Here is a 16,186-nt window from a genome sequence, read left to right as displayed (position 1 = left end):
ATAGATAGCTGCATGATTCCTATTTCTCTTCATGTTTTCCTTTTAGCTGAATGCTTATAAAAAATCACAAAAAAAAAGCCTGCTTTATAAATGAGCGGCTTTCCAGAAAATCATGTTTCTGAACTCTATTTAATTTCTGATACCCATTTAGCCATTTCCTTCGCTTTTTCCGGAGGAACCAGCCCAGGCGGCATGTTTCCTTTACCGTTTACAACAATATCTGCAATTTCGTCTTGAGAAACTTTTTTCCCAATTCCTTTTAACGAAGGACCTACTCCACCTTGATACTGATCACCGTGGCAACCAATACAAGTTTTTTGATAAATTTCTTCTGGTTTAGCTGAAGCCTGCTGTTCCGCGCCACCGCCTTCTTTTTCAGCCGCGATTTCTTTTGCGTTATTCAATCCGTTGAACGAAAGCGTTAACATTAAAGCAATCCCAATTACCGCAATTAATAAAAATGGTATTAGCGGATTTCGCTTCACTCACTATACCCCCTTTATGTATTCCCATCCCTAGAAATAACAAAATAGTATAAGCACTTTTATTTTACTTGAAAATGCTCATAAGTGAAAGGGTTTTATTTACATAATTAACTAATTTCTTATTGCGTATCTTAACAGCCAATTTGTCTTGCAATAACCGAGCGCTGAATTTCTGAAGTTCCTTCTCCAATTTCTAAAAGCTTGGCATCTCGTAAATACCGCTCCACGTGATACTCCTTCATGTAGCCGTATCCTCCATGAATCTGAACAGCTTGACTGGCTACTTCCATACAAATTTCAGAAGCATACAGTTTACACATAGCAGCTTCTTTCGTAAATGGCTTTCCTTGGTCTTTTAACCACGCTGCTTTATACACCATATTTCTTGCTAACTCAATTTTCATCGCCATATCAGCTAATTTAAACTGAATCGCTTGAAATGATGAAATAGCTTTCCCAAATTGCTTTCTTTCCTGCGCATATGACAGTGCTTTTTCATAAGCCGCTTGAGCGATTCCAACGGCCATTGCTCCAATTCCAATTCTTCCCCCGTCAAGCGTCATTAGAAATTGTTTAAAGCCTTCTCCTCTTACACCGAGTAAATTCTCTTCAGGCACTTCAACATCCTCTAAAACGAGTTCAGTTGTATTTGAAGCATGTAGACCCATTTTCTCGTAATTGTCTATTACAGTAAAACCTCGAGCTTCTGTAGGCACGATAATAGCTGAAATTTCTTTTTTCCCTTCTGTACGATTTGTAACAGCCGTTAAAGCTAAAAACTTTGCATAGCTGGCATTCGTAATATAGCATTTACTTCCATTAATCCTAAATGTTCCATCCTTCAACACTGCTTCGGTCTCCGTTCCCCCCGCGTCACTTCCTGCGTTCGGTTCGGTTAAACCAAACGCTCCAAAAGATTCCCCGGAGCATAAAGCAGGTAGGTACTGTTCTTTTTGCTCCTTTGTTCCGAATAAATAAATAGGTGCGCCCCCGAGCGAAACATGAGCTGAGTATGTAATTCCTGTAGAGCCACAAGCTTTACTTAATTCCTCTACGACAATAGCAAAACTAACCGTATCTGCTCCTCCGCCTCCATACTCTTCAGGAAAAGGAAGCCCCATTACACCAAGCTCACTTAACTTTTTAAAAACATCAAGCGGAAATTGCTTACTTCGATCGCGCTCTAGTGCATTCGGTGCTACTTCCGCTTCTGAAAACTCTCTGAGCGTCCGTTGAATCATCTTTTGTTCATTGGTTAATTCAAAATTCATTTTTATTCCCCCTAAAAAAATGTATACGCTTACATTATTTAATTATAATTCATTTTTGTAAATTTTCTCAACTTTTAAAACGTTTTAATTTTTTCGTGTTATAATATAAGAGTACTAATCAAAGCATGAATAAAATGATAGCGATTCCATTTTTCGGATGTTTAAAAGGAATTTGAACAGCTTACGCTCTGTGACAAAAGAATACAAAGGAGCATTTGCAAAACGCAGGACAATTCAGTAAAATATATGAAAGAAGAAAAGTTGGTAAAAAAATCAATATACTTCTTCAAAATGCGTTTTTATGAAATTTATTCCATAAAAAATAGATAGCCCCTTTCCTCTAGGAAAGAAGCTATCTCATAAGCGTTATTTACGCTTTTATCTATTCTAAGAAATCTTTTAAACGTTTGCTTCGGCTAGGGTGACGAAGCTTACGAAGCGCTTTAGCTTCAATTTGACGAATACGCTCACGCGTTACGCCAAATACTTTTCCTACTTCTTCAAGCGTACGCGTACGTCCATCGTCCAGACCAAAGCGGAGTCTAAGAACATTTTCTTCGCGATCTGTTAACGTATCAAGGACGTCTTCTAACTGCTCTTTTAATAATTCATATGCAGCATGTTCAGAAGGTGATGTTGCATCCTGGTCTTCAATGAAGTCACCTAAATGAGAATCATCTTCCTCACCAATTGGTGTTTCAAGAGAAACCGGTTCTTGAGCAATTTTTAAGATTTCACGAACTTTTTCAGGTGTTAAGTCCATATCTTCTGCAATTTCTTCAGGAGATGGTTCGCGACCTAAATCTTGTAGAAGCTGACGTTGAACACGAATTAGCTTGTTAATTGTTTCAACCATATGAACGGGAATACGAATCGTTCTTGCTTGGTCAGCAATTGCACGAGTAATAGCTTGACGAATCCACCATGTCGCATACGTACTGAATTTATAACCTTTGCGATAATCAAATTTTTCTACCGCTTTAATAAGACCCATGTTTCCTTCTTGAATTAAATCAAGAAACAGCATTCCGCGTCCAACATAGCGTTTTGCAATACTTACAACAAGACGTAAGTTTGCTTCAGCAAGACGACGTTTCGCTTCTTCATCGCCTTCTTCAATACGTTTTGCTAAATTGATTTCTTCCTCTGCTGACAATAAGTCAACGCGTCCGATTTCTTTTAAGTACATACGAACTGGATCATTAATTTTTACACCAGGAGGTACACTTAAATCATTTAAATCAAACTCTTCTTCTTTTGACAGTTCTTGAATATCGGGATCGGCATCGTCATCATTTGCTTCAGATTCACTCATTACTTCAACACCTTGTTCTCCAAGGTATTCATAATATTCATCCATTTGATCGGATTCAATTTCGAAGTTCGCCATACGCTCTGCAATTTCTTCGTATGTGAGCACACCACGTTTTTTTCCGATTTCGGTCAATTGATCTTTTACTTGTTCAATTGTTAAATCTGAATCAAGTTGTTTTGATTGAGCTGATTTTTCAGCCATCAGATCCCCTCCTTCCAAAATTTTAAGGAAAACCTTCTAAAAGTGGGACTAATACGCAATATCGTTTATTTTAACGTTTTTTTCAACTGTAAAATTTCCATTGCTATTGTCGCAGCTTTTAAATAATCTTTTTGACGCTCTGCTTCTTGCTTTTCTGCTTCTTTTTTTTCTATCGCTACCCTTTGTGGGTAAATCAATATCGTTTGGATATAATCATTCAAAGCTTGCTCCGACAATTCATCATTGATTGACATCATCGCCAATTCTGAAGCTAGACTAGACAACGAAGACTCGGGCAACCGCTCGATAAATCCGCTCGGATTAGGCTCGTGTCCTTCCTCGTAATAAGCATACAAATATAGAACAAGCGCACGATGTTCCTCGACATTGAACTGACCTTGAAGTCGGTCTTGAATTCTAAATGCTACATCCTTATCTTTCAACATATGAGCGATCAAAAAACGTTCTGCATTTTGATAAGCCGGTAATAAGCTTCTCTTTACGACTGGTTGTCTATTTATATTATTTCGATTTGGAGAATCATTATCCTTTTTCTTTTTTTCAGTTCGATACACTTGATACTGCTGTTCTTTAAGCGCATCTAATGAAATGGAAAACTCTTGTGCCAATTGGCGTAAATAATGATCTCGCTCTACGGCTTTCGTAAGGAGGCTTATTTCTTTCAAAACGTCTTCAATGTATTGCATACGTTCAGATTCATTTTGTAGATTTCGTTTTCGGCGGAGATACCTCATTTGAAATGCCATAAAGGTCAAGCTGCTATTAATAACATCATTTTGAAACTTCTCTGCCCCGTATTCTTTAATATAATCATCCGGGTCATAACCATCCGGCATCACAGCAATCTTAACGGTACAACCCACATTTGTTAAGATAGCAGTTGCTTTGTGCGCTGCTTCAATTCCGGCAGAATCTGCATCGTAGCAAATGATAACGGACTCTACATTTCGGCGAATAATCTTGGCCTGTTCTTCTGTTAAGGCAGTTCCCATTGTTGCAATTGCGTTCGGGCAACCCGCTTTAACAGCCGAAATAACATCTGCAAATCCTTCAAATAAAATAACCTGCTGATTTTTGCGTATATGTTTTTTAGCGCGGTGAAAGTTGTAGAGTGTGCGACTTTTGTTAAAAATAGAAGTTTCGGGACTGTTTAAATATTTAGGCTGCCCTTTTATCTCTTTTAGCAGGCGCCCTGAAAATGCAATTGTTTTGCCTTGCAAGTCAGCAATAGGAAACATAATTCGATCACGAAAACGATCAAAGTACGTTTCATCTTGGTTGCGTTTAATGATTAAACCTGCATGTTCCATCTCTTGCGGATTAAACCCACGTTTTGTTAAGAACTTACTTACAAATTCCCACGAATCTAAAGCAAAACCTATCTCAAATTCATCGATAATTTCTCGTGAAAACCCTCGATTTATTAAATAATCATAAGCATCTTGGCCTTCTTTTGTATTTACCAATAAATGATGGTAAAATTTCTTTAAAAGCTCGTGTGCTTCAATCATTTTATTGCTAGGCTTTTGATTATCTTCTTCATGAGGATGTATCTCATGTTCGAAAGGAATATCTCCTTTTTCAGCAAGCTGCTGAGCTGCTTCCGTGAAGGACAGTCCTTCTAATTCCATTATGAATGAAAATGAATTCCCTCCTGCACCACATCCAAAGCAATGATAAATTTGTTTATCAGGCGATACTGAAAAAGACGGTGTGCTTTCCCCATGAAACGGACAGAGTCCAAAATAATTGCGCCCTTGTTTTTTTAGTTGTACATAATCGCTTATGACGTCGACAATATCTACTGAATGCCGAATACGGTCGATTACTTCATCAGGAATTCGATTTGCCATAGTAACAGCTCCGTATTTCATATAATATTCTTCACTAAGTGCTAAATTCCTGCAAGTTTCGACAACATTTTTTCAAAAGCTTGAATGAAATGCTGGCGATCTTCTTCACTAAATGCCTTTGGGCCTTTAGTATGATGGCCTGACCGTCGCTCTTTTGCAGAAACATAGCGAAAGAAAAGCACCGTATTCATTTCGTCGTCATTATAGTACTTTCCACGAGGAGACAGTGCGTAAACCCCTCGACTTACTAACATGCTTGCTAAGCCAGTATCTTGAGTTACGACAATATCCTGCTTGACTGCGTGATTTAAAATATATAAATCTGCGGCTTCCTTTTCTGCATCCACATAGACCCATTTTCCTGGTGTAGGATTTGTTTGCATGTGAGCATAGGAAGCAACAAACACAAGATCGATGTCATATGTATGTGTAAGTTCAACGATTTCTGCTTTAACAGGGCATGCATCAGCATCGACAAAAACTTTACTTTTTCTTTTGCTATAACTCTGTATTCTACATCCCTCCAGAGATTCCTTCTAACAATTTGTTATTTCCTGTAGATGGCATTTGTCGAATACTTTTTTCGATTCTGACTTGACTTTTATATAAATAGTTTATTCGTTCTTAACAAAGTCTAAACCTAAAACTATTCTTTTTTATCACAATTTTTTATTATAATATAAACAACCTATATTTTCTATACCAAAGTCACTTGTTTTTAAAAGTTCTGTCATATTCATCTTTGGGATATTTTCTTAGGCTTACAGCATACAAACATAAGAAAGCAATCTCCTTTCTGTCACGCACAGAGGAGATCTATCGTTTATTTCTTTTTGATGGTATTGAGAATGATACCTGCTGTTTCTTCTACGGCTCTGTTGGATACGTCCACCACTTCACAGCCAATCTTATCTACAATCCCTTGGAAAAATTCAAGTTCTTCTTTAATACGGCCAATATTAGCATAAATTGCTTTATCATTTAGCCCAAGAGACTTTAAACGCTCTTTACGAATATCGTTTAGTTTTTCAGGACTAATAGTAAGCCCTATACACTTCTCAGGTGATACGTGAAACAGCTCTTCTGGTGGATCAACCTCAGGTACAATCGGAACATTGGCTACTTTCAAACGCTTGTGTGCTAAAAATTGAGAAAGAGGTGTTTTAGATGTTCTTGATACACCGATTAATACGATATCCGCTCTAAGAATGCCTCTCGGATCACGCCCATCATCATATTTTACTGCAAATTCAATCGCTTCTACTTTCTTAAAATAATCTTCGTCTAATTTTCTAGCCATTCCTGGCTCATAGCGAGGAGAAAGTTGATAAGAAGATTGAATTTTATCAATTAGAGGTCCAATAATATCAAATACCTCTACCCCATTCTTGGACGCTTCTTGAATTAAAAATTCTCTCATTTCAGGCTTTACTAGCGTAAAACCAATAATAGCGTTGTTCATCTTCGCTACTGAAACCACTTCTGAAAGTGTTGCGATGTCCTCTACGTAAGGTACTCTTTTAATTACAAAGTCCGTCATATTGAACTGACTTGATGCAGCCTTTACAACTAGTTCAGCTGTCTCACCTACAGAATCCGAAATGACATAAAGACATGGGTTGTTCATATTTTGTGCATCCCCTTTTTAATCCTTTTTCACTTATAATACTTCATCATTTGCTAATGCTACTAGTAATTTTGTAATATTTGTTTTGGTAATGCGTCCCACCACTTCAAAATTGCCGTCTCCCTCTTTAATAACGGGCATAGCATCAATCTGTTTTTCAATTAAGATCTTAGCAATATCAATCAACAAATCTTCGCGATAGCAATATGTAATGTTGGGCATTCTCGTCATGATAATATGAACAGGAATAGATGTGAGCTCTTGCTTTCCGATACTCGCGCGCAATAAATCTTTACGCGACAGTACTCCCACTAGCTGGGATTTCTCATCCACTACAAAAAGGGTCCCCACGTCTTCTAGAAACATTGTACAAATAGCATCATATACCGACACATTTTCGTTCACGACTACCGGGATAGACTGATATTCTTGCACCTGTATTTTTTTTATTTTATCTGTAAGAAGCTGTGCTCCTGTTTTACCTGTGTAAAAGTAACCTACGCGCGGTCGCGCTTCTAAATAACCGGCCATTGTTAAAATAGCCAAGTCCGGTCTTAGCGTTGCCCTCGTAAGGCTAAGCTGATCTGCAATATGCTCACCTGTAATAGGGCCTTCGTCTTTGACAATTTGCAAAATTTGTTCTTGTCGTTTGTTCAGTTCGATTGTACTCACCACCTAATCATTAAATGTGACATACTATTTATAAAACATTATATACTTTTTAAGCAAAAGTAAAAGCTATAACTTATTAATTTTAGCATTTTATCTTTTTAGAATGCCGTTTATTTTACCACGGCTTCTCAAAAAAAGCAGGCATTACGCTTACAATAAGCGAAACTACACCTTCGCTCCACAGTAAAAAGGGTGTCCCCTACACACTACGAGGCACCCTAGCGACAGCAATTCCTTGCATATCACTGATTATCTTTTCTACTTCTCATCAGAGAGCGATTGTTTTAAAGACTCCATCTGATTCAAAAACCGCTTTGTTTTTAAAAACAATCCTGAATATTCTTCGTAATATTGATCAATTACGAACTTTAATTGTTTTTTTGTTTCGGGCTTAACAGAAATAGAACCTAACCGCTTTAAATCAATGTAATAAAATAGCCTTAATAGTTTAACCGTCATCGGACTAATTTTCAAATGATAAGGATCTTTTTCTAAGCATCGATGACAAATAAACCCACCTTCTCGAATGGAAAAATGAAAAGTTCCTTCACCTTGGTGGCAGACTGCACATTCATTTAATGTAGGATGAAGACCTAGAACGTTTAACATTTTCATTTCATAAATAAATGTTAAGATCTCTGCATCATACTCTTCGTTCATATAATGAATGGTTTGGTGCAGCAGTTCAAATAGAAATGGATTTGGCTTATTGTTCTCAGTAGCTTTATCCGTTAATTCAAGAATATAAGAAGCATACGCTGTTGTGAAGATATCTTCGCGTATGCTTCTCATAGATGAGATAACTTCTCCTTGATAGAGAGTACCCATTCCTGAACCTGCTTGTATAAAAAAGTATCCATACGTAAATAATTGTGTGACGGAAGCTAAGCGACTACTGGGCTTTTTTGCCCCTCTTGCCATGAGACCCACTTTTCCGAGTTCACGTGAATAAATGGTGACAATTTTATTTGATTCACCGTAATCATTCGTTCGAATCACAATTCCTTCACACTTTTTAAACAATCATCATCACCGCCATCTTACAGAAGGCTAAGACAAGGGAGAATTGAGACTTTCGCTGTTGTCCTCATATGTTTCGGGTCTTTCTTTCACTTCATTTTCAAGTTCCTTAAAAATGAGATAAGTATCAATGCTACCTGTTTGTGAAAAAATGTTCCAAGTAAAATTCAACATAGAACTCCCACCTTTCTAACCATAAAGATCAGATACATATTTCAATTCCTTATGTTTAGAATAGCCTTCCGACGTAAAATCATGTAACACAATTTTTTACAAATTACCTTCTTTTATGAAGGGATATAAATCGACGCAAACAAGAACTCAAATGATTAATATTCGTCTTCTCTAAATCCAAAGTCACGGAGATGCGACGCTCGGTTTCGCCAATCTTTTTGCACTTTTACCCATAGTTCTAAAAATACTTTTGAACCTAAAAGGGCTTCAATGTCTGCTCTTGCTTTTCTTCCTACCTCTTTTAACATCTTTCCTTGCTTTCCAATTACGATGCCTTTTTGTGAATCTCTTTCGACGATAATTGTAGCGCCTACGTAAACCGCACCATTATCTCGTCTTTGCATAGAATCCATCACAACGGCAATAGAATGAGGTATTTCTTCCCTCGTTGCATGCAGTACTTTTTCACGAATTAATTCCGTAATAATAAAGCGCTCCGGGTGATCAGTTACTTGATCTGCCGGATAATATTGCGGACCTTCCGGCAATCGCTGCTTAATTTGATCAAGCAAACGCTCCACGTTATTTCCTTGTAAAGCTGAAATTGGCACAATTTCAGCAAAAGGATATAAGTCTTTATAATTCGTGATAATTGAAAACAATTCGTCTGGATGAATTTCATCAATTTTATTAATCACAAGGAAAACAGGCGTTTTTGTGTCCTTTAAACGCTCGATAATAAATTCATCGCCTCGACCTAAGCCTTCTGTTGCGTTAATCATAAATAAAATTAAATCTACTTCTTTAAGCGTATTTTGCGCTACCTTCATCATAAAGTCGCCTAATTTATGCTTTGGTTTATGAATTCCTGGTGTATCAATAAACACAATCTGCGCCTGATCTTCCGTGTACACACCCTGAATTTTATTTCTAGTTGTTTGCGGTTTGTCACTCATAATCGCGATCTTTTGACCAATTACTCGGTTCAAAAAAGTTGATTTCCCTACGTTTGGTCTTCCAATAATTGAAACAAAACCTGACTTAAATTCATTATTACTCATGTAAATCCTCCGATGAAAATGCTCCTGGAAGTAATTCTTCCACAGTTAATTCTTGTATGTCATTTTTTAAATTGGTTAATATAACTTTCATTTCTTTTGGACAAAGCTCAGAGATTACTTGTCTGCATGCTCCACACGGAGAAACAGGACGATCAGTATCAGCTACTACAGCAAGTGCTGCATACTCTTTATCTCCTTCTGAATAGGCTTTAAATAAAGCCGTACGCTCAGCGCAATTGCACATGCTATAAGCTGCATTTTCAATATTGCAGCCGCGATAAACCTTTCCATCCTTCGTCAATAAAGCTGCACCAACTTTAAATTTTGAATACGGTACATAAGCCATTTCACGAGCTTTTTTCGCCTCATCAATCAGTCCGGTCTTATCCATTTATCCGCTCTCCTTTTGCGCTTCTACATGTCTTTTAACTTGTCCTTTTTTATTATACCACGGGGGTGTAAAGAACCAAAAAGAATCCTTTTTAAAACAAATACTTTAAGAAAATAATTCCTCCTATAAGGACAGCAAAACACGCATAGACCAACACCGCGGCTGCGGCTGCATCTTTTGCGTGTTTTGCTAGTATGTGATATTCAGGAGAAACTAAATCGACAACTTTTTCAACTGCTGTATTCATTAACTCCAAGCTGAACATGCCTGCAATCAGAAGCAGCACAACCGTCCATTCACCAGCTGTAATTGACAGCACGGCGCCTAAGAAAAGGACGATGAAAGAAGCTGCTACGTGAATTTGCATATTTCTCTGTGTTTTACAAACATAAATAAACCCTTCTATTGCATAGCCAAAGCTACTGACAACTTTAGCTATCCCCTTTTTATCGCGAGAGTCCATATTGTTCTAAAATATCTTTTTGACGTGTAAACATCTCTTTTTCATCTTCTGATGTTTCATGGTCATATCCAAGCAAGTGCAAGAAACCGTGAACCGTTAAGAATCCTAGCTCCCTCATAAACGAGTGATTGTATTCTTCTGCTTGCTCATGAGCTTTTGGAATCGAAATGACAATGTCCCCTAGGACTCTTGGCATCTCATCTCCGATAATTTGCATTTCATCTTCGCCCATTTCTTCTAGCGCAAACGATATTACATCCGTTGGCTGATTTTTATGGCGATATTGATGATTGATTTCTTGAATTCGATCATTATCCACAAATGTAACGGACACTTCTGCATCCTCTTGCAGATTTTCATATATAGCAGCGGCTTCAAGCAGCTTTTCAAGCTCTTTTTGCTGTTCTTCACTTACTTCGTTTGTTTCATCAATAAAATCAATAACTAAACTCATACCTTCACCTTCTCTTTTTTTATCTCTGGATATTCGATTCGGGAATGAAAAATCCCATTTAAAGTTTCACATAGTGCTTGACGAATTAACTCTAGCTCTTTGAGCGTTACGTTACACTCGCTAAGCTGCTCATCCTGCAAGCGATCTTTAATAATATTTCGCACCAAGTTCTCAATTTTTTCCGGAGTGGGATTGGACATTGACCTTACGGCTGCTTCTACACTATCAGCTATGCAAATAACCGCTGCTTCTTTAGACTGAGGCTTTGGTCCAGGATAGCGATATTCTTTTTCATCAATTTTTTCTTCTGTTTGTTCAAGTGCCTTATGATAGAAAAACTTAAGAAGAGTTGTTCCGTGATGCTGCTCTGCAATATCTACAATCTCTTTTGGAAACTTGTGATTCCGCAAAATGGTAGCTCCATCTGTAGCATGTGCGATTATAATATTTTTACTAGTCTTCGGACTTAGTTTATCATGCGGATTAGTAATATTCATTTGATTTTCAATAAAATACTGCGGTCGCTTCGTTTTACCAATATCGTGGTAATAAGCCCCGACTCTCGCTAATAAACCGTTAGCTCCTATTGTTTCGCACGCCGCTTCAGATAAGTTTGCCACCATTACGCTGTGATGATATGTTCCAGGTGTTTCGGTTAAGATTTTGCGTAATAGCGGATGAGTAGGACTCGATAATTCAATCAGCTTCATCGTAGATAAAATGCCAAATCCACTTTCAAAAAACGGAAGCAAACCTATAGTTAAAACGGAAGCAATAACACCAGATGCAATTGACATCATGCTGTAATAGCCAAGCTCTACAGTGCCGATTTGGCCATTTTTAATAAAAATAATAGCAAAGCTGATAATTACGTTTACCATAGCTACAAATAGACCTGCCTGCAAAATCCGTGAACGTCTGTGCTGCCTGCTTAAAAATAAAATAGCAGCAATATTGCTAATTAAAAAGTAGATCCCAATGTTCATATTAAACGAGGTTGTCAATTCACCATTAAAAATAATGCTTCCACAAATAGCAAATACAATGCTTGATAAAATAGCAATGCGTTCATCCATTAAAATTCGAATCAGCAAACCTCCCACCGCAACAGGAGCTAAGAAACCAATTTCTGATAAATCAATTTGCTGAAACAAGCTTAAAATTTTCATGAGGCCAATCGTAATGGTTGCTACCAATACATACAACAGCAAGGGCTGATATGTCTTGGTGTGAAATTCACGCAAATAGTAAATGAGGCCCGCTATCATCATTACAATCAGCAAAGCTAACCCCGCAAAAGGCTGAATAGATCCTTTATTATTCAACAATCCCGCGAGCTGGAGCTGACGATATATATCAGGATTAATAAGCTGATTTTCTTCTACAATAATCTGGCCTTGTTTGATTCGGACAGGCTCCACTTTTTCCACAGCTGCTTGACGGTTTTCAGCTGTTTTTTGTGGATCATAAATCACATTTGGAATGATAGCGAATTTAGCAATTGCATTCATCGAATCCTTTAGAGAATTGCTGACATTGGTGTAAACAAGCTGACTTTCTACTTGATCTTTTTTCTCTTCTACATCGCTAATCTTCACTTGATCTTTCATCACATGATGAACGGCCGTGACTACAGCATCTTTCGCAATCGATAAATCACTGTTAGAAGACTGAAGCAGCTGCTTAATGGTATCTTTTGGCAAGTTTTTTTGAATGTCTTCAGGAAGCTTGTCCTCTAGCATTTTTTGTTTGGTTTTTAATACAGCATCGATACTGTCATCTTCATGATCTTCTTTTTCATATTCTGTATTAACTTCCATCATCGCATCAAAAATAGATGCAACAAGATCGACTTGGTTCTGTGCGTATTCTGTTTTTTGTGTATACACATCTTCAACGGCTTGTTCTGCCTCTGCCCGTTTTTTCTCTGTGCTCTCTTTATCTTCAATGGTAACGGGTGAGTAAATGGTTTGCGGGGAAATAGATAGTAATCTGAGATCTAATTCCTGCGGCTTTACATTGCTATACATAGACGCAAACATCATTACACCTAACAAGGCATATAACCCAATTTGAATTAACCGTAATCGCTCGATCTGTGCCATTGTTTGCTTGATTATCCGAAACGTTGACACAAACGTACCCCCTTTTACAAAAAATAGACCCTATTAAGAAAGGGTCTTTTGGTCAGCTTGTTCGTACGCTTGAACGATGCGTCCCACAAGTGGATGGCGCACAACATCTGACTGTTCTAGATGAATAAACGAAATACCTTTAACATTGGTCAGGATTTTCGAGACAGCCGCTAGACCAGACTGAGCTCCTTTTGGTAAATCAATTTGTGAAATATCTCCTGTAATCACCATTTTAGACCCAAATCCTAGTCGTGTTAAAAACATCTTCATTTGCGCCATCGTGGTGTTTTGCGCTTCGTCTAAGATAACAAACGCATCATCTAGTGTACGACCTCGCATATAAGCAAGGGGTGCTATTTCAATAACTCCGCGTTCGATTAGGCGTTGCGTATGTTCTGTTCCTAATACATCATGTAATGCATCGTACAGAGGCCGCAAGTACGGATCTACTTTTTCTTTCAGATCTCCTGGCAAGAAGCCAAGACTTTCACCTGCTTCAACAGCAGGACGTGTTAAAATAATACGCTGCACGTGACCATTTTTAAGAGCATTAACGGCCATGACAACGGCTAAATACGTTTTACCAGTACCAGCAGGCCCAATTCCAAATACCAAATCATTTTTCTTAATAGCCGAAATGTATTGACTTTGTCCTAATGTCTTAACACGAATAGTCTTACCTTTTACATTTTTACCAATCTCTTCTTCATATACATCTTCAAAAAACTCGAGAGAATTTTTCTTAGCTAATTGAATCGCATACACAACATCTCGTTCAGATATGGAAATATTTTTTCGGATAATGTTCAGTAACTTTTTAAGCATTTCTTCCACTAGCTGAACATTTTCTGTACTTCCGGAGACTACAACAGTCTCACCTCTTGAAATGATAGAGACCTGCATTTCTTCTTCAATTCGCTTTAAATTCGCATCTTGTACGCCAAATAATGAAATGGCTTCGTTTGAATCATCAAGTTGTACGTTAATTGTTACTAGCTGTTCTGACATTCATCAATCTCCTTGAATAATTGGTTGAGTGTTCGCAATATTTTCTATAACTTGGTAATGTATTGATAATCTAACTTTACCATTGTCCTGTTCTTGGTGCAAAACTTTTTCACCTTTTATTTTAGCATCCTCACCTAAAGTTGATAGTAATTTTTTTCGACCGATTTCCAAAGCTTTTTCCACCGCCTCTTGTTTAGAATAGACGCGCTGCGAGTTCTGTTCTTCTCGTACAGCAACTTTCTCATACGACAGAGGTAACTTCCATTTTAAAAAATAGAGTGGATGCTCCACTTTTTCTGTCACCTTTGAACCGTATTTTTCTTTGTTAAAAGCCCAAAGAGGCATTTTAAAAGCTTGAAAATCTAAATAGTGCTTCGTATATCCATTACCCGTTAATACCTGAAAATCAGTTTTTAAAGGCACTTCCACCTCAGACTTATACCATGTTTCACCGTAGACTTTCCCTTTAGCAGCTACTACTTTTTTATTTTTTTCGTTTCCAATAATACCGGAAACTAAGACCTCGCCTTCATTGACAAAATCATTAACCTTGACTAAAGGTTGTCCTTTTTCGACAAACAAATTCGTAATAATGGCTTTCTTTTTAGCAATTAAATGTTGGTAAGGTGTTTTTTGCTGAGGCTTGGGCTCATTTTTTTCAACCACTTGGAAGTGATAAGAAGTGCCGCGCACTTCTACTCCCACCCAGGTAATATTGTTCATATTATCCGTTAAATAGCGCTGGATTTTTTCAGGACTCTCTAACAGAAATTGAAACTCTCCTCTTTTTACACCTATTTTGGCGAGTTGCTTAGTCATTTGATGTTCTGTTTGTGGTTCTGCACCGCTAATTTCCACTTTCCACACCATGTTGGAAAGCAAACCAAGAATAATAAAAAAAGAAAGAAAACCTAAAGCAAATCCACTATTTTTGATCACTCGTTTTGTTAAAAAAGGAAAACCCCTGCCTCTTATAAAGTAAATTTTACAATCTGCGTTGCGAATTAGTATACGAATTTTCTTTACATCTTTCAATAATATTGTTGCTGTCGCTAGCTGACCGTCAACTTTATGGACATTCGAAATCATAATCTGTTGTCTCACACAATTATTTAAGAAACGTTCAATTCCTTTTCCAACAATTCGAATACGTACGGTACCAATAACAAAGTTTGTCCATCCATTCTTCATTTTTTTCCTCCTTGTGTTATTGTTCTAAATAAAGAACTTGATTGATTTTACCTTCTAAAACCAGTTCTTCTGGCAGTATTACTTTAATGACCAGTCCTTCACCTCGAATTAACATTTGTCCCTGTTTTAGTAACACGCGTATTTCAGTATCAGAAAAGGCTAATAAACCTTTATGGTTTTCAATATAAATGTGTATTTGTCCAACTAACGTAATACGGGGAAGATCCATTAATACATCAGCGGGTAGTTCCATTGTTTTTGTCATCCATCTTTTCATTTGGTGTCTCCACTTTTTGCTCATAAAAAGAACCCCCTTTCATCTCATGTTTATGAGAAAGGGGGTTAATGTATCACATCTATTTATCGTTTATATTTACGTTGTTTCGATTTTGGCGGCCCTAGAATTTCGGACCATACCACTCCTTGAACAGCTTCTTTACGAGAAATGGGCTTGAAAACGTTTTTCTCACCTGTGATTTTTGGTTTGTCAACCGTGATTTTCTTTTGAATAGACGGTTCATGATACGGACGATTTTTTAGCTCTTCCAATTTTTCTTGCAAAGGATTTGTTTCTGCTGATGGAACAGTTTCCGGCTCCATACGAGCTGTTTTTGGCTCTTCTTTGACAGGTCGATATCTAGGTCTTTCCCGCCTTGAAGGATTGTTTACAGGAGGCATAGGAGCTCTTTTAGAACGCTGCTGTTCTTCCTCTTTTGACTGAGCCATAAAACGCTGCACAACGTTAAAAATAATCCCTCCAATGATGACAAAAATGAAAGCATTATTAATAATTAGTTTAATAAGCGTTTCAACGATATTCATTAGGAGAAAACCTCCTTGTTAA

18 protein-coding genes are annotated in these 16,186 nt (G+C 37.5%); all 18 read right to left on the bottom strand.

Annotated features, from left to right (window positions below):
* Positions 1 to 125: 125 nt before the first annotated feature.
* The 18 genes from cccA to ACFX4E_RS01725 all read right to left on the bottom strand — a co-directional run bounded on the left by cccA (position 126) and on the right by ACFX4E_RS01725 (position 16,164).
* The gene (gene cccA / locus ACFX4E_RS01810) at positions 126 to 485 is read right to left on the bottom strand and encodes a cytochrome c550 (RefSeq protein ID WP_013059217.1); all 360 of its coding nucleotides are present in this window, start codon (positions 483 to 485) and stop codon (positions 126 to 128) included.
* Between the two features lie 131 nt (positions 486 to 616).
* Positions 617 to 1,756, bottom strand: a complete 1,140-nt coding sequence (locus ACFX4E_RS01805; protein ID WP_013059218.1) for an acyl-CoA dehydrogenase family protein — start codon at positions 1,754 to 1,756, stop codon at positions 617 to 619.
* A 382-nt stretch (positions 1,757 to 2,138) separates the two neighbouring features.
* The gene (rpoD, locus tag ACFX4E_RS01800) at positions 2,139 to 3,272 is read right to left on the bottom strand and encodes an RNA polymerase sigma factor RpoD (protein ID WP_013059219.1); all 1,134 of its coding nucleotides are present in this window, start codon (positions 3,270 to 3,272) and stop codon (positions 2,139 to 2,141) included.
* Positions 3,273 to 3,337: 65 nt separating this feature from the next.
* Positions 3,338 to 5,146 carry a DNA primase gene (dnaG, locus tag ACFX4E_RS01795; RefSeq protein ID WP_016765586.1) on the bottom strand — a complete coding sequence of 603 codons (1,809 nt, stop codon included), beginning with the start codon at positions 5,144 to 5,146 and terminating at the stop codon, positions 3,338 to 3,340.
* A 41-nt stretch (positions 5,147 to 5,187) separates the two neighbouring features.
* On the bottom strand, positions 5,188 to 5,658 hold the full coding sequence (locus ACFX4E_RS01790) for a YaiI/YqxD family protein (RefSeq protein WP_078082176.1): 471 nt from the start codon (positions 5,656 to 5,658) through the stop codon (positions 5,188 to 5,190).
* Between the two features lie 311 nt (positions 5,659 to 5,969).
* Positions 5,970 to 6,773: a pyruvate, water dikinase regulatory protein gene (locus ACFX4E_RS01785; protein ID WP_013059222.1), complete on the bottom strand. Its 804-nt coding sequence runs from the start codon at positions 6,771 to 6,773 to the stop codon at positions 5,970 to 5,972.
* A gap of 33 nt (positions 6,774 to 6,806) precedes the next feature.
* Positions 6,807 to 7,445 carry a transcriptional regulator CcpN gene (gene ccpN, locus ACFX4E_RS01780; protein ID WP_025750542.1) on the bottom strand — a complete coding sequence of 213 codons (639 nt, stop codon included), beginning with the start codon at positions 7,443 to 7,445 and terminating at the stop codon, positions 6,807 to 6,809.
* A gap of 258 nt (positions 7,446 to 7,703) precedes the next feature.
* Positions 7,704 to 8,468: a DNA repair protein RecO gene (recO, locus tag ACFX4E_RS01775; protein WP_377238340.1), complete on the bottom strand. Its 765-nt coding sequence runs from the start codon at positions 8,466 to 8,468 to the stop codon at positions 7,704 to 7,706.
* Between the two features lie 27 nt (positions 8,469 to 8,495).
* A complete protein-coding gene (locus tag ACFX4E_RS01770) occupies positions 8,496 to 8,639 on the bottom strand; it encodes a YqzL family protein (protein ID WP_014458193.1) in 144 nt (47 codons plus the stop codon).
* A gap of 155 nt (positions 8,640 to 8,794) precedes the next feature.
* Entirely contained in the window at positions 8,795 to 9,700 is a 906-nt protein-coding gene (gene era, locus ACFX4E_RS01765) for a GTPase Era (RefSeq protein WP_013059225.1), read from the bottom strand.
* Positions 9,693 to 10,091, bottom strand: coding sequence for a cytidine deaminase (locus ACFX4E_RS01760; RefSeq protein WP_013059226.1), 399 nt, complete (start codon positions 10,089 to 10,091; stop codon positions 9,693 to 9,695). Before ACFX4E_RS01760 ends, era begins: the two co-directional genes overlap by 8 nt.
* A gap of 91 nt (positions 10,092 to 10,182) precedes the next feature.
* Positions 10,183 to 10,554: a diacylglycerol kinase family protein gene (locus ACFX4E_RS01755; protein WP_025750543.1), complete on the bottom strand. Its 372-nt coding sequence runs from the start codon at positions 10,552 to 10,554 to the stop codon at positions 10,183 to 10,185.
* Positions 10,538 to 11,008 carry an rRNA maturation RNase YbeY gene (gene ybeY / locus ACFX4E_RS01750; protein ID WP_025750544.1) on the bottom strand — a complete coding sequence of 157 codons (471 nt, stop codon included), beginning with the start codon at positions 11,006 to 11,008 and terminating at the stop codon, positions 10,538 to 10,540. The genes ACFX4E_RS01755 and ybeY overlap by 17 nt, the downstream gene beginning before the upstream one ends.
* The gene (locus ACFX4E_RS01745) at positions 11,005 to 13,113 is read right to left on the bottom strand and encodes an HD family phosphohydrolase (protein WP_028410625.1); all 2,109 of its coding nucleotides are present in this window, start codon (positions 13,111 to 13,113) and stop codon (positions 11,005 to 11,007) included. The genes ybeY and ACFX4E_RS01745 overlap by 4 nt, the downstream gene beginning before the upstream one ends.
* Positions 13,114 to 13,176: 63 nt before the next feature.
* Complete coding sequence (locus tag ACFX4E_RS01740; RefSeq protein WP_028410624.1) at positions 13,177 to 14,151, bottom strand: PhoH family protein; 975 nt, start codon at positions 14,149 to 14,151, stop codon at positions 13,177 to 13,179.
* A gap of 3 nt (positions 14,152 to 14,154) precedes the next feature.
* On the bottom strand, positions 14,155 to 15,342 hold the full coding sequence (yqfD, locus tag ACFX4E_RS01735) for a sporulation protein YqfD (protein ID WP_013059231.1): 1,188 nt from the start codon (positions 15,340 to 15,342) through the stop codon (positions 14,155 to 14,157).
* Between the two features lie 16 nt (positions 15,343 to 15,358).
* Positions 15,359 to 15,643 carry a sporulation protein YqfC gene (yqfC, locus tag ACFX4E_RS01730; protein WP_013059232.1) on the bottom strand — a complete coding sequence of 95 codons (285 nt, stop codon included), beginning with the start codon at positions 15,641 to 15,643 and terminating at the stop codon, positions 15,359 to 15,361.
* A 59-nt stretch (positions 15,644 to 15,702) separates the two neighbouring features.
* A complete protein-coding gene (locus tag ACFX4E_RS01725; protein WP_028410622.1) occupies positions 15,703 to 16,164 on the bottom strand; it encodes a hypothetical protein in 462 nt (153 codons plus the stop codon).
* Positions 16,165 to 16,186 lie beyond the last annotated feature (22 nt).

The sequence above is a fragment of the Priestia sp. YIM B13491 genome (assembly GCF_042787605.1).
Classification (GTDB): Bacteria; Bacillota; Bacilli; order Bacillales; family Bacillaceae_H; genus Priestia; species Priestia megaterium_E.
This window is presented reverse-complemented; position numbering and strand designations above follow the sequence as displayed.

What these genes read in the sequence shown, in the direction of transcription:
- ACFX4E_RS01805 (WP_013059218.1), bottom strand. Translation starts at nt 1,756, where the DNA reads ATGAATTTTGAATTAACCAATGAACAAAAGATGATTCAACGGACGCTC.
- rpoD (WP_013059219.1), bottom strand. Translation starts at nt 3,272, where the DNA reads ATGGCTGAAAAATCAGCTCAATCAAAACAACTTGATTCAGATTTAACA.
- dnaG (WP_016765586.1), bottom strand. Translation starts at nt 5,146, where the DNA reads ATGGCAAATCGAATTCCTGATGAAGTAATCGACCGTATTCGGCATTCA.
- ACFX4E_RS01785 (WP_013059222.1), bottom strand. Translation starts at nt 6,773, where the DNA reads ATGAACAACCCATGTCTTTATGTCATTTCGGATTCTGTAGGTGAGACA.
- ACFX4E_RS01770 (WP_014458193.1), bottom strand. Translation starts at nt 8,639, where the DNA reads ATGTTGAATTTTACTTGGAACATTTTTTCACAAACAGGTAGCATTGAT.
- era (WP_013059225.1), bottom strand. Translation starts at nt 9,700, where the DNA reads ATGAGTAATAATGAATTTAAGTCAGGTTTTGTTTCAATTATTGGAAGA.
- ACFX4E_RS01760 (WP_013059226.1), bottom strand. Translation starts at nt 10,091, where the DNA reads ATGGATAAGACCGGACTGATTGATGAGGCGAAAAAAGCTCGTGAAATG.
- ACFX4E_RS01755 (WP_025750543.1), bottom strand. Translation starts at nt 10,554, where the DNA reads ATGGACTCTCGCGATAAAAAGGGGATAGCTAAAGTTGTCAGTAGCTTT.
- ybeY (WP_025750544.1), bottom strand. Translation starts at nt 11,008, where the DNA reads ATGAGTTTAGTTATTGATTTTATTGATGAAACAAACGAAGTAAGTGAA.
- ACFX4E_RS01745 (WP_028410625.1), bottom strand. Translation starts at nt 13,113, where the DNA reads ATGGCACAGATCGAGCGATTACGGTTAATTCAAATTGGGTTATATGCC.
- ACFX4E_RS01740 (WP_028410624.1), bottom strand. Translation starts at nt 14,151, where the DNA reads ATGTCAGAACAGCTAGTAACAATTAACGTACAACTTGATGATTCAAAC.
- yqfD (WP_013059231.1), bottom strand. Translation starts at nt 15,342, where the DNA reads ATGAAGAATGGATGGACAAACTTTGTTATTGGTACCGTACGTATTCGA.
- yqfC (WP_013059232.1), bottom strand. Translation starts at nt 15,643, where the DNA reads ATGAGCAAAAAGTGGAGACACCAAATGAAAAGATGGATGACAAAAACA.
- ACFX4E_RS01725 (WP_028410622.1), bottom strand. Translation starts at nt 16,164, where the DNA reads ATGAATATCGTTGAAACGCTTATTAAACTAATTATTAATAATGCTTTC.